Raw genomic sequence first — 23,887 nt, 5'->3', positions numbered from 1 at the left:
CTAAATGAGATATCATGTAAATATAATCATTTTCCGGACAGAACCTCCCCTCCCACCAACCATAAATAATATCCATAGTCCCGTTAGGGACGCCATTATGGTAGACCGGATTCCATGAATAATGTTAAATTTGCACCTGATTCCATTAGATTTTCAATTTGATAAATGAAACAGATGAAAAAGATTCTATTAAACATATCATCCGGGATATTAATGAAAAGAGGTTACAGGTTGCAGGTTGCAGGTTGCAGGTTGAGCGAGGCGAAGCTGAGCGAAATCCATACAAAGTCGGGATACCTGCGACCTGGTTCCTGGTACCTGGTATCTTTCATGTTATTTATGACACTGTCATTCATGTCCGGCGCTCAGGTGGTGATATCTGAGCCTGCCTTCCCCACAGTCAGCGACGCTGTCATCATCACCTTCGACGCTACACAGGGCAGTGGCGGCCTGGAAGGATATACCGGTGATGTTTATGCCCATACAGGCGTCATCACCGATCAGAGCACCTCCTCCACCGACTGGAAGTATGTTCAGGCAGACTGGGGTGTAAATATTCCCAAATGCCTTATGACACGTATTACCCCAAACCTATATCAGCTAAACATTACGCCGTCAGTTCAGGCTTATTATGACGTGCCAGGCGGCGAGAAAATACTCCAAATGGCCTTTGTTTTCCGCAGCGCAGCACAGGTCGGAGGACAGTGGCTCGAAGGTAAAACAGAAACAGGAGGCGATATCTTTGTAAACGTTTATGAACCGGGATTGAACGTTTCAATTGTGATTCCCGATAAATATGCTATCATCGCTGTTCCATTCGACACTATTCCGGTCCAGGCCACTGCCATAGGCGCTGATTCTATGGCTCTTTACGTCAATGATAATCTTTTAAAAAAAGTGGCGGGCAATACCATCACCGACTCACTGTTCGCAGACAACTATGGTAAATACTATGTAAAGGTCATGGCTTCGAACGACACTGGCTTTGTGGCGGACTCCTTCTATTATTTTGTAAGGCAGCCTGCCATCATCAACTCTTTGCCCGCAGGTATCACTGAGGGAATAAATTATGTCGATGACAGCACCGTCATCCTTTGCCTGTATGCTCCTTATAAGGATTATGTTTTTGCTGTCGGCGACTTCAGTGACTGGGAAGTTGATACATTTAATTATATGTATAAAACTCCCGACAGCTCACGTTACTGGATCCGCTTAAACCACCTGGTTCCTTCAAAAGAATATATTTTTCAGTATTTTGTCGATGGAGAGTTAATGATTGGGGATCCCTATGCAGAGAAAGTCAGCGATCCCTGGAATGACAAGTACATAACAGCAGATATATATCCCGGTCTCATTTCCTATCCTGAAGGTAAGACACAAGGCATTGCAACAGTTTTCCAGACAGCACTGCAACCCTACCAGTGGGAAACCACAGGTTTTACCTCTCCACACATCATTGACCTGGTGATCTATGAACTCCTGGTCAGGGACTTCACCACCAATCATACCTTTCAGGCCATCATCGATACGCTTAACTATCTGAAAACACTTGGTGTTAATGCCATTGAACTGATGCCTGTGATGGAGTTCGAAGGCAATATCAGCTGGGGATATAATCCCTCCTATTATTTTGCTGTAGATAAGTATTACGGACCCAAGGATAAACTAAAAGATCTCATCGACATTTGTCACTCAAAGGGCATTGCCGTCATTTTCGACATTGTACTGAACCATTCCTTCGGGCAGTCACCAATGGTCATGCTGTATTGGGACAAACAAAATAACCGGCCCACAGCCAACAGTCCATGGTTTAATCCTATACCAAAGCATGATTATAATGTAGGGTATGATATGAACCATGAAAGTGTCGACACCAGACGGTTTGTTGACCGAGTAGTGAAATTCTGGCTCAACGAATATCATGCCGATGGATTCAGGTTTGACCTGTCAAAGGGTTTTACCCAGAAAAACACGCTTGGAAACACTGCAGAGTGGGGTCATTTGGATACGTCACGGATAACAATACTAAAACGTATTGCCGATTCCATATGGCAGGCGAAATCTGATGCTTTTGTCATCCTGGAACATTTTGCCGATAATGACGAGGAAAAAATCCTTGCCAATTACGGTATGCTGCTTTGGGGTAATGAAAATGGTCCTTATACACAGTCATCAATGGGCTGGATGAATAACTCCGACTTTTCATGGGCATCCTATAAGGCAAGAGGATGGAATGAACCACATGCCGTGGTGTATATGGAGAGCCATGATGAAGAACGGATGATGTATAAAAATATCACCTGGGGTAACTCATCAGGTGAATACCAAATTAAAGATACAGCCACTGCACTGCAGAGAACCGAACTGGACGCACTGTTTTTCTTTACCATACCGGGTCCTAAAATGATGTGGCAGTTTGGAGAGCTTGGCTATGATTATTCGATAGATTATAATGGACGGCTTGGACTAAAACCAGTGCGATGGGATTACTATGGTGAGTGGCGAAGAAAATATCTGCATGATGTTTTTGCCACACTTATAGCTTTAAAAAAAGAGCAAAAAGTATTTGAAAGCTCCAATTTTACACTTTCCCTGTCGGGTGCCATGAAACGGATAAACATCACCGATGTGCCAATGTCACTTACCATCCTGGGCAACTTTGGCCTGACAGATGGATCAGCAGATCCCAATTTTCAGCATACAGGCACCTGGTATGAATATTTCACAAGGGATTCGATCACGGTGACCGATGTACAAAGTCCTATAACTCTGCAACACGGCGAATACAGGCTTTATACAGATATCAAGCTTGCTAAACCGGATTTAAATACCGGTATTGACAACGAAAATCATCTATCATGCACTGCCGACTGCCGACTGCTGACTATATTTCCAAATCCCACTGCAGGCGGTGTGAATTTTGAGATAAAGATCGAAGGAATGGCCAATGTTAGATTGGAAATATATGATTTGATGGGAAGAAGGGTCAGACTGCTATTGAATGAAAACGCCATCACCGGAAGTCAGATCATATATTGGGACGGAAGAAAGGATGATGACGGGAAAGTAGATGCCGGTGTGTACTTCTACCGGCTGATCGTCAATCAGAAACCCGAAACCGGCAAGATAATCTTTGCAAACTGACCTTCTTCGGTCATTAAGATATAAATACCAGGCCTGAAGGAACTTAGGTCTAGTTGTTTTATTTTTTTGCTCTCCAGAACCAACCTGCCGTAAAGGTCATATAGGCAAATACTGACAGGTGTATCAAAATACAGCTTCCCTGTCGTACATGGATTCGGATAGACCTTCAGTGTGGTTCCATGGCCTGGCAGATCATTGATACCATTGGATGTATTGGAATAGCCCGGTGTTGGCAGGCTAAAAGATTTCCACACTGCACTGCCGTCGATTTCGCGGCCATAAGAAATATCGGATTCCTGAGGGCCGTATGTTATCCTGTCAATAATGGGAGAACCGAGTGAAGGTGCATCAAAAATGGTGATCTCCTCCCCTGCCTTGTTGAGTTTGAATTTCGTATGAAATAATCCCTCTTCAGGGGAATTATCTGCCCAGATGAGAATAAATGCACCTGGATCAAGGAATATCTCAGGCATCGGCCACATTAAAGGATTTTCAAGGCTGTCGCTCATGTATTTATCACCAAGCCACAGAGATTCGGTGTCGCCGTTATAAATTTCCAACCAATCTTCAAATTCCCCCGACTCATCGGCAATCGTTGAATCATTGTTGGCCATGAATTCATTGATATAAAGCAGGGGCGGCTGGTAAGTTGCAATATCTATGAGAACTGGTTCACAAGGCAGCAGGTTTGTTTTTCCTGTCAGATCTGTTGCCTGTATTTGAAAGCGGATCTGGGTTGGCTCACTGAAACCCTCCAGGTAGTTACCATAGATCCTGTCGCCAGCGCCACCGTCAAAATGCTGACCATCATCAAAAAGTTGCAGAATCTGGTATATACCTTCATCAACAGTATATCGGGCATTTACACTCAGGCCATCACCATCATCTTCGGCAAATGCACGAAAAAGAACATACTGGTAGACACTGGGCCCGTTATGCCGGATATATTTGATAACAGGAATTATATTGTTCTGGATCACCTGCCCTGAAGCTGTGTTAAAGCGTGTAAGAATATAGGGTTTCAAACCATATTTGACATGGCCGCCTAATGGCTGGTTATAGGAGTTTAAAAAATCAGAATATGTATAACCATAATCCTGTGGATAGTAGGGATCATCTATCACATAAGGTGAAATTAATTGGCGTATCTGATCTATTTCAGGATAAAACACAATAGGATTCCAGATATGCTGAAGAGTTTGTGACATATAAAAGGAAAACTGATCACGGAATTTCTGCACAGCCATTATCCTGTCGAATAATGGACGGGATTCTGCAGGGCCCCATTCGTAAATACTCCGGGTGCCCCAGTCAATGTTAAACCAGTCGATACCAAAAGTGTTGTCCAGATCATACGGGATAAACTCGAACTTTCCGGTAGCTGTATTATGATACAGGTAAAAGTTATTCTTATTGTATATATAATCATCCCAGTGGCCGCTGAGTATTTCGAAGACCATAATCTTCAGGTAATCATACACATTAAAAATCTCTTCAATAGCACATTCAAACTCTTCGTCAGATGTAAAATGAAGTACTTTGATGAAATCCCGCAGGTCGGTGTAATCGTCTTCCTCTTTATTTATCGACAGTTCATAAGCCCTCCTGCCATCAATAACAAATTTATAGTCATCCGGGTTATCCCCAAGCCATGTCAGGTCAGCAGGCCACAGGCATTTGTATAGGTTTCCGTCATTATTGCCAAAACGTGACCCGACAAACGTTTCATCGACATTTTCCACACTAATATATAGTCCGTAATAGTTGCCATTAATGTAAACTTCCACATGATTGGCATTGGGTGAGGCTATCTCCATTTTCCGTAAGATATTCCAGCACAGTTTTGCGCGGATGATGGAAGGATCATTATGTTCACTGTTCAGGTTCATTTTTTCCAACCCCTGAAACTTCCGACCCTGGTGATAAGTATTAAAGGAAACCTTGAAAGATTTCTTTTTGGCATAGCGTGATGTGTTACCGCGCAACCTGAAGCCGATCTGATCAACTGTATCGTACAACATTCCATTGTTAAAGATAAAAGTGGCAGGAAATTCATGATCGTTCTCAAGATCTTCATAAATGATGGCCAGTGAATCAGGATGAATCAGAATATCAATGCGGGGAACAACATTATCCCTGTATATTTCAGTTGAATCAGGAAAATGAGGCTGCGCCTGGCAGATAATAACCGATAACAAGAATGTCAGAAAAAGAAGGGAACCGGATAACCTGGCTATATGCTGGTAACTGTATTGCATCCGGCAAAGATAGGTATCTTTTATACAGGAGTAACTGTTCCAGCAAATTTACAGGGATATAAAAACCGGCATGACAAACCTCCGATTAAAATTCGACCCTCATACCGAAATTAAACGTCCTTCCAAACGACCAGAATCCTCTGAAACCGGCTTCATCGTGGTTTGGGCCATCTTCACCCCTCAGAATATATTCTTTTCCGAGAACATTGTAGCATCCTGCTTCGAAAGAGGCATCCTGCTTTCCAATTGTAAAATGATAATTTAGCAGGATGTCAACGACAGAATATCGCGGAAGACGATATGGCTGCCGGTGATCATCAGGGTTATTGCGAAGGGCAGGATCAAAGTCGGCCCATAACCGGTTATAATAGAGCCAATTTATTTTCAGGTTCAGATCAGGGGTTATTCCGATACCGGCAAATATGCCTAACTGAGTCTGGGGAGCACCACCAACATAAAGCCCGTCAGCGTATACTTCGGTGGTGTCAATGAGTACATCATCTTCATTATAAAGCTCTGCAATGACATTGTTCTTCCATTTCCAGTTGCCGAGAGATAGCGTAGCTCCGGCATCCAGGAACCTGAATGGCCGGGTACTCAACTCCAATTCAATACCCTTGTGCAATGCATCCAGTCCCCTGATCATAGCTCTTGTCATAGTGCTGTCGGACAAGGGGATGTTCTCATTCGACAACAGGGATTTGTCCTTCCAGTAAGTATAGTAGCCATTAATACCGAGAGTGACATTCTTTCCATGATATCCATAACCCATTTCAATAGCAGTTATCTTTTCATTTTTAATATTCTGCGCAACCGTGTTGGAAAAGTTGACGAAAATGAACTTGAAATAGGGTTCTTTTGAATAATAGCCGGTATTCAGGAAAACACGGTGTGACGAGTTAATATTATAATTTATTCCGGTTTTGACATCAAAGCCGCCGCGAGTCACTTGCTCGCTTTTGATGTTGGATATATAGTTATACCTGTCTTCGCGCTGGTACCAAGTATTGGAAATAGTGCCGGCGATAAACGCAGATATAACATCACCGGAATATTCCAATTGCCCAAATGCACCGGCATAACTGATAATGGCGCCATTGTCCAGCTTGATCACATCACCAATGGTCTTGATCTCATTTCTATCGGCAACGCCATCCACAGCCCATGCATAATCCTCTATCCAATACTGCCCTCCGAGAAGATCCTGTACTTTTTCATACAGCCGTGATTTGAAATGCCTGACATGGATTCCGGTCATCAGGTTGAACCGGCTGCCAAAATCATGCTTGTAAGTCGATAATAATCCTGCCCAGTAATGATCGGCAAGGAAATGAGTCTGAATATATTTGGAATATCCGGTTACATATTGACCATTAGCCAACTTGGTGGAATCCTGATTTGTGACATTCTCCTGGTACACTGCATCCCAGTCAACCTGGTTAGAGGGATTCCGGAAAGTGAATATGGATGGACTATAGAAGCTTTCCGACCATTTTCCCCCACCAGTGCCATATGAAAAATAGACCGACGTCGCCAGGAACGAACGGTCGGATATGTTCCAATAGTGATTCAGGTTCAATTGCGGTTTATGATAAAAATTCTCGGTGAGATTATTGATTTTACCGTTATAGCTCCCCCAATCGTAGTTAAATTTGTTTCCGTATTTATTATATTCTTCCACTGACATTTTATAAACATTCTGACCATGCCGTTCCGGAGATCCCATACCGGTAAAAACCAATTTATGGTTCCTGCCGAATTCCTTGCTGACAGAAAGAAAATATGACCATGCATCCACATACGTTGCATCCACATAGCCGGGGCCTTTGATTCGTGTGCCGAGAAAAGTAACCGCATAACCCCCATTCAGCCTTCCGGTCGACAAGCTTAACATGGCCTTATAATTTCCATAGTCGGTAAATGACACTTTAAGTGCTCCTCCCTTTTCACTTTCAGTTGTTTTGGTGATGATATTAATGGTACCTCCTACCGAGTTCAATGCCACGTTCGAAGCGCCGAGGCCTTTCTGAACCTGTATGGTTTGCGTGGCATCGGCAAGACCCGTCCAGTTAGACCAATAGACGAGGCCATTTTCTACACTACCCACAGGTACGCCATTCAGCAGGAGAGCCACATTTTCCTGCTGGAAACCCCTGACAGACAGACGGTCATCACCTGTACCTCCTCCCTCACGCGTCACATAAATACCAGGCATCATTTTCATGATGGCCGGATAATCCTGATTACCCAGCTCTTTCTCAATCATCATCGCTTTTATTGTTGACATGGCAATAGGTGTTTTCCTCTCCTGAGCAAAGGAAGAGATGATGTTTACGCCTTTCAGCTCAATGATATCCGCGGCGATGCCAATTTCACCCAACTCTTTTGTTTCATTGTCTTTAAGATTCAGGAGAATTTCAACAGGTTTATACCCGATGAATGAAAGGACCAGAACTTGCCGACCAATGGGAACCGTTATGCTGAATCTCCCTTCAATATCAGTGGCAGTAGCTGTTCCACCGGACTTAAGATGCACCGACACCCCGGGGACAGGCTGACCGGTTTTCATATCTGTTATAGTCCCTGTGGCAACACCCTGTGCGTAAGAGAAGAGCACCGCAATCATAAAACAAACTATCAAGCCCGGCATTTTAGGTATTCTGCTTATCCTGCTCATCATCAAAAGTTTTAAAAGTAGTATTCATAAAAAAAAACCCCGGATACACTCCAGGGCTTTTAAATAAAATCTATAATTCAGGATCCAATAATTATTAATTATTGATTCCTGCTCATTTATAACACTTCTTCCATCCAGACTTTACTGTCGGTTCCGGAGTTGCACCGGGTCAGTCCCAATCTGATTTTAATCATATCGGGAGTCGCGGACTATACCGCCGGTCGGGAATTACACCCTGCCCTGAAGTATGTGGGGTGGATGATGGGAGTCGAACCCACGACAACTGGATCCACAGTCCAGTGCTCTAACCAGCTGAGCTACATCCACCATGAAGGCTGCAAAAATAATAAATCTTTGGGGAAAAAATGCATGTGGCTAAAATAAAAGAGCTGCAGGTTACAAGTTGCGTGTTACAAGTTGCAGGTTACAAGTCACAAGTTGTAAGCACTTGGTTGAATGGGGAGCATTTACTATATTACTTCTCACAACCTGCAACCTGCAACTTGTAACTTGTAACTTGTAACTTAAAGCCATTTATTTAAAATACTTAGCTTTGTTAAAAAATATTAGGCATTCATGTTCCTACGCAAAAAGAAATATATCAGCTCTGGTTCTTTATCCAAACTGGCCTTGCGTAAGCTACTGAAGAATAACCTGGCCATAGGATCCATGGTCATCATAATAGTTGCTGGCATCATAGCTGTTCTTGGATATTGGATCACTCCCGATCCTACCCCTTTTGCCAATGAGCAATTCATTGAGCTGTCGGCAAAGAAACCCGGATTCACGGTGAATATGCTTAAAGTCGAAAAAAACGAAAAACCTGAAAAGACCAATTTCCTTAAAAGGATGTTCTATGGCCAAAAACGTACATATACCTGCGTGCCCTTCATCCGGTATAGATTTGATGGTCAGTATATCATAATCAGTGAATTCTCAGATATTCCGGGTGAAGTCGCCCCCGAGAGAACATTTGATATGGCTGATGTACTTTATCCACTTTCCATCGATGATAAGATCATCAGGGACGGGAATCAGTTAGTTTTCAAGGATGTCCTAGGGAATATGCACAGGGAATCACTGGAAGAGATGAAAAATAAAGTCCTTCAGGAACGGATAATTAAAAGAAGCTTTCTCCTTGGCACAGATCGTTATGGCCGTGATATGCTTAGTGAGCTGATGATCGGCACCAGAGTCAGTCTTTCAGTGGGATTCATTTCCGTTTTCATATCTCTTCTGATTGGTATAGTGCTGGGTTCCCTTGCCGGCTTTTTCAGGGGACGTGTAGATTCACTTATCGTTTGGATCATCAATGTGGTATGGTCGATACCGACGCTATTGCTGGTCATCGCCATCACTTTTGCATTGGGTAAAGGATTCTGGCAGGTTTTTGTAGCTGTGGGGCTGACTATGTGGGTTGAAGTGGCACGCGTAGTCAGGGGGCAGATCATGAGCATACGCGAAAAGGAGTACGTTGAAGCCGGCCGTGCCCTTGGTTTCAGGAATTTACGGATCATCACACGGCATATCCTGCCAAATGTAATGGCTCCCGTCATTGTGATTACAGCGGCAAATTTCGCCTCCGCCATTCTTATCGAGGCAGGATTAAGCTTTCTGGGAATAGGCGTCCAACCTCCCATACCATCCTGGGGGACAATGATCAAAGAAAATTACAGCTATATCATTCTCGATTCAGCTTACCTCGCCATTCTGCCCGGCATAGCCATCATGATCACTGTGCTGGCATTTATGCTGATAGGAAATGCATTGCGCGACGCCCTGGATGTGAAGACCAGCTATTAACCAGGTGCCCGTGTGTCTTCGAATATGACATTGATGGTGCTTATTTTATCCGATAAAAAACCGAATGAAACACACTTTGCCATTTCCTGGGTTAAAAATTAGGCAGATAATTTGAATTTTATCTATTTCTATTTATAACTTTGTAGGAGAAAAGAGGGAGGTAACATCTTGAAAAAAATATTGTTTTCTCTGTTTTGCCTGATCTTTCTGACATTTTATTCGTTCGCCCAGCAGAAAGAGGCCAATGTATGGATGTTTGGCAAATACCTTGGCATGGACTTTAACACTATACCTCCTTCAGCTATTATAACCAGTGCCATGCTCACTTTTGAAGGATGTGCCACCATTTCTGACAGTGATGGTAACTTACTGTTTTATACTGATGGGACAACAGTGTGGAATAAAAATAACACCGAGATGCTGAACGGTACAGGACTGGGAGGACACATGTCGTCAACACAATCGGGTATTATCGTGCCGCGGCCACAGTATGCTAATCTTTATTATATTTTCACTGTCCCTTACCAGGGCGATCCGGTCGGTCTGCAATATTCCGTTGTTGACATGAACGAAGGAGGGGGATTGGGTAAGGTGACAGAAAAAAATGTGCAGCTTGTAACGCCTGTCGTTGAAAAAGTGACAGCCATGAAGGCCAGCAACAATGAAGATATATGGGTGATCACTCATAAATGGCGCTGGCTGGAAATTGTTGGCCAGGATACCACGGAGCACCCTTCCAATGAATTCGTAGCCTACAAAGTAACCGCCGCAAATGGTGTTGATACGGCAAACAAAGTAGTGTCAGCCGTTGGCAGATATCATGGTGGCAACAGATATAATACGCAGGGCTATCTAAAAGGCGCACCCGATGGGCAGAAACTGGCACTGGCAGTAGAATTTGATGGATATTACCAGTTGTTTGACTTTAATAATGAGACCGGCGTTGTATCAAATCCGATTACACTGGGGAGTTTCACAAAGGCGTACGGTGTGGAGTTCTCACCCAATTCGCGTTATTTATACATTACCGAAGCCAGCCTGGATACGCTGACCATAATGCGTATATTCCAGTTCAACGCCTATGCTGGTGACTCAGCAAGCATTGTGAATTCCAAGGTCAGAATCGGTACGGCAACTGTGGCAAGTACTGCTTCAGATGGAAGAGGCGCACTGCAGGTGGGCCCAAACCAGAAAATATATGTTTCGCGTTATGACTTTGGGAAACTTGGCGTGATAAACAATCCCAATATAGGAGGCGTCGAATGTCATTTCATTAATGATGGTATTACCTTATGGGAAGGAACTGCACACGTGTGCCGCATGGGATTACCCACATTCATACAGTCATATTTCGCACCGCCATCCTTTACTTATTCTAATATCTGTTATGGCGACAGCACACAATTTACTATTATATCAAGTCTTGAAGGAGTAGAGTCGGTGACGTGGAACTTTGGTGACGGAAACCAGTCGCCTGCCTGGAATCCCAAACATAAATATGCCCTGCCAGGGGAATATGTTGTATCATTGATCCTGCAATATGCAACGACGAATAACACTGCCGAAGAAACCGTTGAAATTCTGACAGCGCCTGTGGCTAAATTCACCTACATTCCTTATTGCTTTGGTGCTCCGACACAATTCAATGACAATTCAAATCCTGTTGCCGGTACTGTCGTTGAATGGCAATGGAATTTTGGTGACGGAGGAACAGCCACGACAAAGAATCCGCAACATACTTTCACCACACAAGGAGTCCACAATGTAAGCCTTTTAGTTACCACAAATAATGGCTGCGAAGGTGACACAATTCAAACTATCAATCAAATTCAGCCGCCCTCTGCACCGGAAACGCCGACAGGTCCGGCTGAGATATGCCAGAATAGTGACAATAAACAGTACCAGACCAACAGCACGCCGGGTGCTGTTTCATATCAATGGGCCATTGCCCCTGTCACTGCCGGAACCATATCCGGCACAACCACATCGGCAACCGTTGACTGGACTAGTGCCTTTTCCGGCACTGCCAGCATCACAGTGGCGGGTATCAATACCTGTGGTGAACCGGGGAATGCGTCATCGCCTCTCCAGGTGACAGTAAATGCCCTTCCCATTGTTAATGCCGGTACCGACATTAACCTGCTCTATAACACCACCACTATATTTGGCGAAGCCACCGCCTCGGGTTCCCCACCTCTCCAATATGCCTGGGAACCTCATGACTCACTGGTTGTCGCGAATATTCCGAGACCTACTACAATAGCTCTCAAGGCCTCCACATTATTCGAACTGACAGTCACTGACGATAATTCCTGTGTTGACTCCGATGAAATCCTGGTGCATATTTATGGTGGCCCTCTCGGCGCCAATGCTTATGCCGAACCCAACACCATTTGTTTTGGTGACTCATCGCAATTAAGCTGCCTGCCCTCCGGCGGATCAGAAAATTATACGTTCTCATGGACATCAATTCCACCAGGATTTGCAACAAATACGCAGAATCCAAAGGTCTGGCCTTCTATAACTACAACTTATACAGTCATCATTTACGATGGCTACAACCAGGTCAATAAAACAGTAACGGTGACAGTAAAACCATTACCCATTGTTAATGCCGGCACTGATTGGCTTATCCCATATGGAACAGCCACTCCGCTTATCGGCACAGTCACAGGCAGTAATGGTCCTCCGTATGGATATCATTGGGAACCTACTGCATTCATTGCCGGTTGGCCCAATGTCCCCGGTCCTTACACGACAAACCTTTACGCCCCTCAGGTATTCGTTCTCAAAGGTGAGGATGGCTTCGGCTGTATAAATTACGATACAGTCGTTGTCAACTTATCTGGAGGTCCTCTGGGAGCCAATCCTTATTCCGCCGATACGGCAGTATGCAGAGGTGATTCAACGTTGCTGATTGCCTTTCCATATGGTGGAAACGAAGGGTATTATACCATTTCATGGTCCCCCGCACAGGATGTTCATTCACCCAATTCCGATACAACATGGACGAAACCCTTATCTGATACCACAACATATACTGTGACAGTCCATGACGGCTATAATACCGTCCAGGAGTCCCGGACAGTCATCATGTTTCCTTTACCTTATATTGACCTGGTGCCAGAGGGCGTCACAGTCATTAACGAAGATAGAGACACGGTCATCGCCTGTGTTTATGATACCCTATTCCTCTATGCCGGAAATCCCGGATTTGACTATATATGGTCAGACTTTTCTACAGACGATAGCCTCCGGATACATACAACAGGCATAGGCACGGCAATCCAAACACATTGGGTGACAGTAACAAATCCTGTTACGTACTGCTCAAATACCGATACCATCACTATCATTTTCGCTTTTAATGAGTGCACCGGCATTGATGATCAGCCTGATAACTCTTCAGTAACCTGCTATCCCAATCCCACATCAGGCATGCTATACATCGTAATGAATAATATTTCGGGTAACTTCCGGATTTCTGTACTTGATCTGAATGGGCAAGTGGTCACAAAGGAAGAAACCTTAAGTATAACAAAAAACACTTACACCAAAAAAATAGATCTCTCTGCTCTTCAGCAAGGCATTTACTTGCTACACATAGTTAATGACAGAACTGTCATGAACCACAAAATCATTAAACAATGATCAATGATCAGGGATCAATGATCAGTATGGCGTATTCCGACTATTGATCATTGTTCATTGATCATTGTTCATTGTCTAGAACTCCATATTTCTGCATCTGTCCTTTCTCTTAAAAGAGATGCATTTCCCTTTAGGAAAATTAAGCTTGAGTGAAGCGTACAGATCAAGACCCGTAAAGTCAGTAAAATGGAAAAATCCGAACAGCTTATCGGTACCGATAGTGAGGTTCCAGAACCTCATCGACAAGCCAATGCGGGGATATCTCAGATTATATAAAATAAGAGGCAGATTCATTTCAAACAGCGGGGATTCATACCTTGCAGTAATTGCCAGCACAGGAGTCCGTGTCACGCGGGCATCACTCAGGGGAAGCGGTGCTATCAGCGTGACATTGAAATACATACCGCGGTAATAATGGTAATCGAATTGCACGCTCATGGCAGAAGGCAAAAACATTGTAAACGCTTCGGCAACCAGCGATTGCATGGAATCGCCATAAAATCTTCCGCTCAGCTCATGAAACAAATCATTAACAGTTGTATAAGTAAACTGGTTAATATTATTCCAAGTATAAAGGGGAACATTATTTAAGTCATGTTTCTGAGCATTGGATGTAAATCTGATCCATCCTATATCAAGCAATGAGATACCCAGCCGGTAAAGATAATCTTCGTACCCCTGGGTACATAAACTCATGAATGGTTTTACAGGATAATCCCGCAGCTTCTTTTGGAACGTTACTCCCAGATCAAATGAAAATCCATATCCTTTGATGAGCGGAGGGCCGTAAGGCACATCGTTGGTTTCATAATCCATGTCCAGTGCTAAACCAGCACTGGTATTCAACAAACCAATATACAGTGTCGAGTCATTTGGAACCTGATAAGCCATTTCATATCCATTCACATATCCCCCGGAATAGCCGAATAAACGTTTCACTGTAATACCGGCAGTCCATGAATTTCTTTGAAATTTCATGATAATCCTTGAATAGCTAAAACCTATCTCGCCCCAGGCTAATGCTGCTGCCCTCATATGTGATGCCGAATAATCCGTGTCTTGCTGTGGGGTGTAAGTCATGTCTTCATAGATAAAATTAGCCAGATGATACGGTATTCCCTTGTTAGTGGTCACCATCCTGATGGCACATTGTATGGCAAAAGCATTCCATCCCCTGACCATCATGGCCGAAGGACCGATCAAACGGATATTGCCGTTAAAATACTTATTATAATTATCCCAATAATGATCAACAGGGTTATTGTTTTCGCCATATTCAGGAAGTGTAATATTTTTTCTGAAAAAATTCAGGAACCTGTAATCCTCCTTATGAATGTACAGGTAATTATTATCAAAAAAGGCATCAGCCGTAAATACATTGATATCCAGGTAAAGCTTGGAATTTACCAGCTGACCGGGATTAATAAGGATGCCATTTACATCTGCGAAGTTGCTGTTAACCAACCCGAGTAATTCCTGCGAACGAAGGTATTCAGGGATAAATGAAATAAGAATCAGTAATACAAGAATATATCGCCTCATTTGAACAGTTGCGACAGCTCATCATTTGAACAGCCAAATTAATAACCTTTTACGGACATCCACAAAATAAAATAATATTTAAAATATTTCTAAATAGACCAAGTTTCTTAATTTTGCAGCCCAAAATAAACAGTATGTTTAGAAAAAAGAATTTCTATCTGTGGATTTTAAGTATCGGACTTACGGTTGTAACGGCTTACTATCAGCGAAAAACCGGACCGACATACCCGGTCACCGTGCGTTTGGAAAATGATGGTACCAGCATTAAAAATAAACTCATAAGGAGCCATGGTAGCGAAGGTGATGCAGATATCAGACTATTCGTGCCTGGTGACGACATCAGGGGATTCATGAAATTCAAACGTTATAAGAGTTATGACGAATGGTCGGAAGTTCAGATGGTCAGGCGCGGTGATTCCTTATTCACGCAGATACCACATCAGCCGCCGGCCGGAAAAGTGATGTACCAGATATTTACCGAAAAGGACAGCCAGCGTAAAGCCTTAACAAAAGAACCTGTTGTCATGCGGTTTAGGGGGGATGTTCCAGCGTATATCCTCATTCCGCACATTTTGCTGATATTTCTTGCCATGCTGTTGTCCACCCGTACAGGTGTGGAAGTCCTGTTTAAAGGCAATAATGTCTTTAAATACACCCGGTGGACTGTTATTTTATTATTTTTCGGTGGATTAATCATAGGCCCTATCGTTCAGAAATTTGCTTTTGGAGTTTATTGGTCAGGCTGGCCTTTCGGATATGACCTGACAGATAATAAAATCCTGATTGCCTTTATCATGTGGGTAGTGGCATTCTTTATACTTCGCAAAAACGGAGAAAAAACCGGATGGGCCCTTGCCGCATCCATTATCCTCATTGTCGTGTTTCTCATTCCGCATAGCTTGCTCGGATCTGAGATTGATTATACCGCCAAGCCATAAATGATCCGACGGGATTAATGATCAGGATATGACGTACATCATTATTATAATCACGGTGCTGTTTTCAGTGCCTGCTTTCTTTAACAGGACTCTTTTCTACAAGTTGCAGTTCAATCCCTATTCCATCAGACACCATAACGAATGGTACCGGTTCTTTACTTATGGCTTTCTTCACGCCGACTGGATACATTTGATCATCAACATGTTCGTATTGCTCTCCTTTGGTCTTGCAGTGGAACAGTATTTCAATTACTATTTCGGTGTCAAAGCATACCTATATTATATACTTCTGTATGCCGGTGGAATCGTCTTTTCAGTGCTGTACGATTATGGCAAACATAAAGATGACAGCTATTATAACGCTGTCGGTGCGTCAGGTGCGGTTTCAGCAGTGGTTTTTTCAAACATTCTGTTTAATCCGACAGGTAAGCTTTACCTCTACTTTATTCCAATCGGCATACCCGCTATCATTTTTGGAGTTCTTTACCTGGTCTATTCAGCATATATGTCAAAAAGGGGCTCAGATAACATTGGTCATAACTCCCACTTCTATGGAGCACTCTTCGGCATGTTCTTTACAATTATTCTGAAACCAAAGCTCTTGTTGATTTTCTATCAACAGATCGCTGCATTATTCGGAAACTGACATACAGGAAAAGGTCAGTTCATTGAAGGGTCAGAAGGGAAATTAGCCCATATGGCATATTCATCGCCAAACCTTTTGATAAGATTTCCCCACATTTTCTTGGGATTGGAATGAATAATCTGGTCAGCTTTGGCATTTGTCACCACCCATGATTTTTCTTCCAGCTCACGGTCCAGTTGTTTAGATGCCCATCCTGAATACCCGACAAAAAAACGAATATCTTTGGGAGACAATTGATTAAGCAACATCATTTCTTTGATGATGGTAATATCACCACCCCAGTAAAGACCATCCATGATCTTCAGGCTTTCTTTAATGACATCACCCAGGGTATGAATATAGTAAATGTTATCGGTTTTGACAGGGCCACCAAGAAAAAGCGGCGTATCAAAGGACGGAAAGTCACGGGTGACTTCATTTAATGTGACACTGATGGGTTTGTTGATGATCAGACCAAAAGAACCATTTTCATTATGTTCGGCAAGTAACACTACCGATTGCTTGAAATAAAAATCCTGGAGCGCTGGTTCTGAGATCAGCAACTGTCCCTGTAATGGTTTGAAAGGTTTTCTTTTGTCTTCCTTCATCATCTCCCGAAATTACGTCTGAGCATTTTTACCGATCCATTTCAATCGCGTAAAATTACTTCAAACTATACATAATTTCAAATATTTCGCACCTGTGAGATCAGAATAAACAGTTATTTTCTACTTTTGGACAGCTTTATCGGCCCTTTGCAACTATTATACCTCTCTGGATGCAGCATCAGGATAACCGGAAGAAATATGTACGACTTCAGAAAGAATATCCTTTTTTCATCTTTGAAAATTTCGAGGTAAAGGAGGATGAACACTCTGTTCAGATCCGATATTTTTTTAATCTGGCCGACCGGTTTCATTTTTATCCCTCTATAAGTTTACCGTGGAAAACATTTTTTTACAGGAATATTTTGAAATCACCGGGGATACAAAACATAGCTTTTCATATCGGCATGATCGAGTTGATCAGTTACTGGAAAGCTGCATGCCCCATACAGGTGATCATTAAGGCAGGCTATCTGGACGACCGGCAGAAGGCATGGTGGAAAAAATTATATTATCATGGATTAGGTGAATTCTTTTACATGAATAACATCCGGCCGGATCCGGAGGGATTCATGACTATCGTGTCACCCGGCAAAGCTCCACACCATCTCTTATCTGTACCCTTTACCGGCAGGTATATTGTTCCTGTGGGAGGCGGAAAAGATTCGGCAGTGACCCTTGAGTTATTGAAATCAGAAAGCATCATTCCCTTTGCGATCAATCCCCGGAAGGCCATCGTCGATTGCATTGAAAAATCAGGACTCACCTTGCATGACACCATGGTCATTAACCGGGAGATTCATCCTGAATTATTGTCACTGAATGATAAAGGATTTCTCAATGGGCACACGCCTTTCTCAGCTCTGATAGCATTTACCAGCCTGCTGGCATCAGCCATCACGGCCAGCCGGAATATTGCCCTGTCAAATGAATCCAGCTCAAACGAAGCCACAATACCGGGCATCGGTATCAACCATCAATACTCCAAAACCTTTGAATTTGAAAAGGATTTCAGATGGTATGTCGATCAATATATCAGTGATCAGATCAACTATTTCAGTATCCTGCGGCCTTTGAATGAACTTCAGATAGCCAGGCGCTTTGCTGATTTCCCTGAATATTTTGATGCCTTTAAAAGCTGCAATGCCGGAAGCAAAACCGACACCTGGTGCGGACAATGCCCTAAATGCCTGTTCTCATATATTATTTTGTCACCTTTCATAGAACATGATGCCATGGTAAAGATATTTGGTAAAAACATGCTGGATGACAAAGAATTACTTGACATTTTCAAACACCTCACAGGCCTGGCACATGAAAAACCATTTGAATGTGTCGGCACCATTGATGAGACCAACGCAACCCTCACTCACCTGATCACTTCCTATCATGGGGATCCATTACCTTATCTCCTGAAGTACTACAAAACAATCAGGCAAATCACACAAGCTAAAAATCAGGAATTCGACCGGCTGCTGAACGGATTTAACTCCGCACATTTCTTAAATACCGCAGAGGAGCTGCGATTAAAAAACTGGATCGGTGGTTGATCATATAAAACATATGGTCTCAGGTAAAAGAGTTCTGATACTTGGCTTTGGGATGGAAGGACAGTCAACCTATTCCTTTCTGCGTAATTTTTTCCCGGATTTGCCTTTGACCATCGTCGATAAAAACAACCGTATCCTCGAGAAAGCTCCGCATCTTGACAAAGACAGACTGGTGAAAGTCATCTGTGGGGAAGAATACCTGAGCCATGTGACGGATTTTGACCTGATCATCAAATCACCCGGAGTAAGGGATAACAGACTGGCTCTTCTTCAGGAAATGGGAATCATCACTTCACAGACGGATATATTTTTACACCAGTATGGCCCTCAGATGATCGGTGTGACCGGCACGAAAGGTAAGAGCACGACCTCTTCACTGCTGTATCATATAATCCGCTCACATAACCCAAATACCCTTCTGGTCGGGAATATCGGACTGCCACCGCTGGACTTCGCCAATCAGATCAATGATCAAACCATCATCGTCTATGAATTATCGTCGCACCAGCTCGCTCATGTCACCTCCTCGCCGCATATAGCCATATTATTAAACATGTACCAGGAACATCTTGATCATTATCATTCCTTCGAACATTACCAGTCCACAAAATTCAATATTGCCCGGTACCAGTCCAAATCCGATAATTTTATTTTCAATGCTGATAATCCACTCATTCAACTCCTTCTGGAGCAGATTCCCTTAAAGGGTCAACGGTTTGGTTTTTCACTGAAAAACAAGATAAAACGAGGGTGCTATGCCCCGGATGAAGAAACAGTGGTATTCACCAGCGGCAAAGAACAAACCACCTATCACATTGGCATGCCTCCTATCAAAGGAGAGCATAACTTCATGAACATCATGGCTGTAATCACAGCCTGTAAAGTGATGGAGATTCCGGATGCCGGTATTATTGATGGTATCGCGACATTTAAAGGGCTGCCGCACAGAATGGAGTATATAGGTGAATATCATGGCATTCATTTTTACAATGATTCCATTGCCACGATACCCGAGGCTGCCATTTTCGCAATTAAAGCCCTGAAAGACGTGGATACCATCATCCTTGGCGGCTACGACAGAGGTGTGGATTATACCGGTTTAATATCATTTATACTGGATAAAGGCATCACCAATCTGGTTTTCGTAGGTGAAGCAGGTAAGCGGATGCTGGCACTCACCGGTGAACAGAAGACCGGTGAGCGCAGGACATATCTTGCCTCCAGCATGGAAGATGCTGTCAGTTTTGCCATCCGGCATACGGGAAAAGGTAAGATATGCCTGCTCTCACCGGCTGCAGCCAGCTATGATATGTTCAGGGATTTCAAGGAACGGGGCGAAATCTTTAAAAAGTCGGTGCAAAATAAACCCAATAATCAGTAATAAAACCAAAAATTCATAACTTCGTAAGAAAATTTCCTGTTCTCTTGAAAAAAATTCTGTCAGCCATCCTTCTCATTGCCATTGTGTATGATACCTGTGGATATTACCTCTGTTTCCGCATGATGCAGCAGGAGGTCAGAAAAGAAATCAGGAAAGAAATACGCTCCAGAATATCTAAAGAAGATCTCACCCGCATTTGTATTCCTGTCAATAACAAGACCGCCATCCGCTGGATCAAGGAAAACAAAGAGTTTGTCTATAACCAGGATTTATATGACATTGTTTCAATAGAAGTAAAAAACGACGCTATTGTTTATTATTGCATAAACGACATAAAAGAGAAACAGCTCATCAGGGACTTTGAGAAATTATCAAAAAACAAGGTAAATGCTCCCAGGTCCAAAACACAGCTGAACTTAAACTTTCTCCTGGTATTTTTCTTCCAATCGTCGGAAAATTCTTTATATGACGTTCCGAAAGAGTTCCGGTTTCCCGATCTATTTCATTTCTATACTTCGGCAATTAAAGACATTCTTTCACCTCCACCCGAATATTCTATTCTCACTTAATTTCCGGGAAAGTGCAAATCTTTTCAATGTTAAGGTAATCAATTGGTATGAACCCCAGAGCAAGTTGAGCTTACGAAATGCCGTTCCAGCGGTGCTCTGGACTCAAATACTGTGGCGAGCTGCAGGGAATTTATCCAAACCACCTCACCCCCTTCACCCCCTCTCCTATAGGAGAGGGGCACGGGGGGTAAGGTCAATTAAAACATGAACAGTAGCTGATAATATTTCCGTTTGTAAGCAGCGGCGACTGACGCCGGCTAGTATTCATACGTGATGCCATCCCGGTATCCTTACATCATTATAATTTACTGAATAACATTAAAATGAGAAATTATGAATAAAAAAATATTGATCACAGGATTACTATTATTTATATGCGTCTTTGCATTTGGGCAGGAAAAAGTGCAGGACACAGTACGGCAGGAAAATCTCAATGAAGTAGTCATTACGGCAAACCGGCTGCCCTTTCCGATAAAATTAAATCCCGGTGCGACCACAGTAGTAATGCCAACTGTTCTATCAGTCATGCCACGGTCGATTGCCGTCGATGAAGCCCTCAGGCTTGTCCCTGGAGTAAGGATTGACAATCAGGCAAACGGATCAAGGGTTCACATGTCTATCAGGGGGCAGGGCATACTGTCGGAACGTGGTTTACGGGGAATAAAAGTTCTGATCGATGGCATTCCGGTGAACGATCCCACTGGCTTTGCGCCGGATTTCTATGATGTAGACTGGGCCACAGTTCAGAACATCGAGGTGCTCAGGGGACCATCAGCATCTCTTTATGGTGGCAGTTCCAATGCCGGGGTACTGAACATCAGCACAGAAAATGGTAGCGATAAACCCATCCAGGGAAATGTGCAGGCAACTTTTGGCTCCAACGGCTTCTATAAGATCCTGGGCCAGGCCAGTGGAACGAAAAATGACTTGAATTACCGCATATCGATTTCACATATAAAAGGTAATGGGTATCGCAATCACCAGGCATTCCGGGGAACTAATTTCAGTGAAAAAGTAACATGGAAACCCAACGAAAGGCTGAAATTAACACAAATGCTTTATGTCACAGATTATTTCAATCAGAATGCAGAAGGGCTGAATTTAGCGCAGCTGGATGATCCTAAACAGGCCAATCCTGACGCCATCCCGTTCAATGAATACCAGAAAACCAACCGGATAACAAATGGCTTAACCGGTGAAGTGAAAATCACCGGTAACCAGTATATTCACTTCAATGGATATCTGAGGTTGACCGATTACAAGGAACCAGGTTCCTCGGCTGTCCAATACCGTTACTACAACACTTCAGGTGCCTCCGTTCAGTATAACCTCACCAACGGAGAAAATAAAATCATCAACCACTTCAGCACCGGGATTGATTTTGCATACCAGTTCATCCATGAATACAAGGTGCCTAACATTAAGGATCCAACGAGAACAGAAGAAATGGGCAAGATCAGTGAAACCGTCATTGAGGATACCATCATGTTGGCAAACCAGGACATACGTCAGAATGCTATCGGTGCCTTTATTGTTGACCGCCTTGAACTTGGCCGGAAACTGAATGCCATTATCAGTGTCAGGTTTGATAAGATGGAAAACGAGTTGACCGATAAGATGAACAGAGGTGTGAAACTTTCAGGTAATGCCGATTTCAAGAAGCCGACAGCCCGTATAGGTTTGTCGTACGCCCTTTCACCCCTTGTCAACCTCTATACCAACTGGGGGCAGGGATTTTTACCGCCCGCCACCGAGGAACTGGCCAGCAATCCGCTTTCGTACGGAGGTTTTAACCAGGACATGGTACCTGCCACATCCATAGGGGAAGAAATTGGCATCAGGGGATACAAGGATGATAATTTTTATTATGACATCACAGCCTTTATTCTGAATACGGATAATGACTTTTACCGTTACAGAATTCCTGACAGGCCGCTTGAGACTTTTTACGGTAATGCAGGTTCAAGCCAACGTTTTGGTGTGGAGACCTATGTGAAGTACTCTCCGTTCAAACCTTTGCTAATACAGGCAGCTTATACCTATTCCCATTTTAAATATACTGCCCCTGACAGCATCAGCGGCAACTGGCTTCCCAATTCGCCGCAACACCAACTCTATGCCGGGATTGAGGTTAATTTCCTTAAAAATTTCTCCTTCGGGATAAGTACCGAATTCCAATCCAAATGGTATATCTATACCGATGTTGTAAATAAGGATGTAAATCAGGCTGGATTTAACCTGTACCATGCAAGGCTTGCATATCATTTTATTATTGGGACATTAGATGGAGAGCTGTCAATATATGGCAGGAATCTGACAAATGCAGATTACATGGGATTTACAGAACCCGATCCCGGAGGAAATTCATATCAGCCGGGGCCTGGCAGGGAAGTGTTTGGTAGTGTTAAGTTGCAGTTCTGAACGATCAGCGACAGGGATGAAGAAGAGGAGAATCACTCAGTTTTCTTTTCTTCTTTTCCCTTTTTCGGTGTGGTCTTCTTAGCTGAGGCCTTTGGCTTCGGCTCTGTCTTTTTGGCCGGTGATTTAGGAGCTGCCTTGGCAGCAGGTTCAGCCTTTTTTGCGGGCTTTTTTACCGGTTTTTCCACCGGGATCTCTTCCTTTACTACAGCTTCGGCAACAGGTTCTGCTATAACTTCAGGGATGGGAACCACAACAGGAACCTCAACAGGAACCGTCGCTACAGGGATCGCTACAGGGATCGCTACAGGGATCGTTACAGGGATCGTTACAGGGATCATTACAGGGATCTCCTCGGTTTTTTTAACTTTTTCTTTGGATTTCTTCACTACTGGTGCTGCTGATACCACGGCTTTCGTCGACTTTAGCCTGCGGGGTCGTCTCACACCATAGGTGCCAATGATGATCTTTCCCCTTCGTGATTTTTTGTCTCCTTTGCCCATATGTTGATTTTTTATTTCCTTCGTGAATCCGTCAAAAGTAAGTAAAAATATTTAATAATTTCAATTTTGTGTAGCCAAAACTTTAACCTGAATTATTCATAAAAAAATGGAAAAGTTTGTTATCTCATTGATAATCATTATCTTTGAGGTGTATAAACTTTTAAACAAACTTTTCCATGAGTAAAGATACAAAAAGCCCAAATACCCATCTTGTTTCTGATAC

The 23,887-nt window shown here is 43.2% G+C and carries 14 protein-coding genes and 1 tRNA gene; 9 read left to right on the top strand and 6 right to left on the bottom strand.

Translation table 11 applies throughout. The features are described 5' to 3' along the window. Window positions 1–174 precede the first annotated feature (174 nt). On the top strand, window positions 175–3,144 hold the full coding sequence (locus NT175_05985) for an alpha-amylase family glycosyl hydrolase (protein ID MCX6234260.1): 2,970 nt from the start codon (window positions 175–177) through the stop codon (window positions 3,142–3,144). Here the strand turns inward: NT175_05985 and NT175_05980 are convergent. The 3 genes from NT175_05980 to NT175_05970 all read right to left on the bottom strand — a co-directional run bounded on the left by NT175_05980 (window position 3,105) and on the right by NT175_05970 (window position 8,406). Further along, the gene (locus tag NT175_05980; protein ID MCX6234259.1) at window positions 3,105–5,402 is read right to left on the bottom strand and encodes a CotH kinase family protein; all 2,298 of its coding nucleotides are present in this window, start codon (window positions 5,400–5,402) and stop codon (window positions 3,105–3,107) included. The genes NT175_05985 and NT175_05980 overlap by 40 nt on opposite strands. Before the next feature lie 85 nt (window positions 5,403–5,487). Next, window positions 5,488–8,079 (bottom strand): TonB-dependent receptor, encoded by a 2,592-nt coding sequence (locus NT175_05975; protein MCX6234258.1) that lies wholly within the window; start codon window positions 8,077–8,079, stop codon window positions 5,488–5,490. A gap of 250 nt (window positions 8,080–8,329) precedes the next feature. Continuing rightward, window positions 8,330–8,406 (bottom strand) — tRNA-His (locus tag NT175_05970). A 249-nt stretch (window positions 8,407–8,655) separates the two neighbouring features. Here NT175_05970 and NT175_05965 point away from each other — a divergent pair. Together NT175_05965 and NT175_05960 are read left to right on the top strand one after the other, a co-directional pair. Then, window positions 8,656–9,882: an ABC transporter permease gene (locus NT175_05965; GenBank protein ID MCX6234257.1), complete on the top strand. Its 1,227-nt coding sequence runs from the start codon at window positions 8,656–8,658 to the stop codon at window positions 9,880–9,882. Window positions 9,883–10,050: 168 nt separating this feature from the next. Next, window positions 10,051–13,533, top strand: a complete 3,483-nt coding sequence (locus tag NT175_05960) for a PKD domain-containing protein (protein ID MCX6234256.1) — start codon at window positions 10,051–10,053, stop codon at window positions 13,531–13,533. Between the two features lie 75 nt (window positions 13,534–13,608). Here NT175_05960 and NT175_05955 read toward each other — a convergent pair whose 3' ends face one another. Beyond that, entirely contained in the window at window positions 13,609–15,075 is a 1,467-nt protein-coding gene (locus tag NT175_05955; protein ID MCX6234255.1) for a DUF5723 family protein, read from the bottom strand. A 134-nt stretch (window positions 15,076–15,209) separates the two neighbouring features. Between NT175_05955 and NT175_05950 the strand changes: the two genes are divergently transcribed. Both NT175_05950 and NT175_05945 read left to right on the top strand, forming a co-directional pair. Beyond that, window positions 15,210–16,013: a hypothetical protein gene (locus tag NT175_05950; protein MCX6234254.1), complete on the top strand. Its 804-nt coding sequence runs from the start codon at window positions 15,210–15,212 to the stop codon at window positions 16,011–16,013. Between the two features lie 28 nt (window positions 16,014–16,041). After that, complete coding sequence (locus tag NT175_05945) at window positions 16,042–16,659, top strand: rhomboid family intramembrane serine protease (GenBank protein ID MCX6234253.1); 618 nt, start codon at window positions 16,042–16,044, stop codon at window positions 16,657–16,659. 14 nt (window positions 16,660–16,673) lie between these two features. Here the strand turns inward: NT175_05945 and NT175_05940 are convergent, their stop codons facing one another. Continuing rightward, complete coding sequence (locus NT175_05940; protein MCX6234252.1) at window positions 16,674–17,249, bottom strand: YqgE/AlgH family protein; 576 nt, start codon at window positions 17,247–17,249, stop codon at window positions 16,674–16,676. A 167-nt stretch (window positions 17,250–17,416) separates the two neighbouring features. Here NT175_05940 and NT175_05935 point away from each other — a divergent pair, with 167 nt between their 5' ends. The 4 genes from NT175_05935 to NT175_05920 all read left to right on the top strand — a co-directional run bounded on the left by NT175_05935 (window position 17,417) and on the right by NT175_05920 (window position 23,164). Next, window positions 17,417–18,793, top strand: coding sequence for a hypothetical protein (locus NT175_05935; GenBank protein ID MCX6234251.1), 1,377 nt, complete (start codon window positions 17,417–17,419; stop codon window positions 18,791–18,793). Further along, entirely contained in the window at window positions 18,786–20,174 is a 1,389-nt protein-coding gene (gene murD / locus NT175_05930; GenBank protein ID MCX6234250.1) for a UDP-N-acetylmuramoyl-L-alanine--D-glutamate ligase, read from the top strand. The genes NT175_05935 and murD overlap by 8 nt, the downstream gene beginning before the upstream one ends. 44 nt (window positions 20,175–20,218) lie before the next feature. Next, on the top strand, window positions 20,219–20,743 hold the full coding sequence (locus tag NT175_05925) for a hypothetical protein (protein ID MCX6234249.1): 525 nt from the start codon (window positions 20,219–20,221) through the stop codon (window positions 20,741–20,743). Window positions 20,744–21,076: 333 nt separating this feature from the next. Next, window positions 21,077–23,164, top strand: a complete 2,088-nt coding sequence (locus NT175_05920) for a TonB-dependent receptor (protein ID MCX6234248.1) — start codon at window positions 21,077–21,079, stop codon at window positions 23,162–23,164. Between the two features lie 32 nt (window positions 23,165–23,196). On the opposite strand, the gene NT175_05915 is transcribed toward NT175_05920, so the two are convergent. Continuing rightward, on the bottom strand, window positions 23,197–23,664 hold the full coding sequence (locus tag NT175_05915; protein ID MCX6234247.1) for a 30S ribosomal protein THX: 468 nt from the start codon (window positions 23,662–23,664) through the stop codon (window positions 23,197–23,199). Window positions 23,665–23,887: the final 223 nt, after the last annotated feature.

This window comes from Bacteroidota bacterium (assembly GCA_026391695.1).
Lineage (GTDB): Bacteria > Bacteroidota > Bacteroidia > Bacteroidales > JAGONC01 > JAPLDP01.
This window is presented reverse-complemented; position numbering and strand designations above follow the sequence as displayed.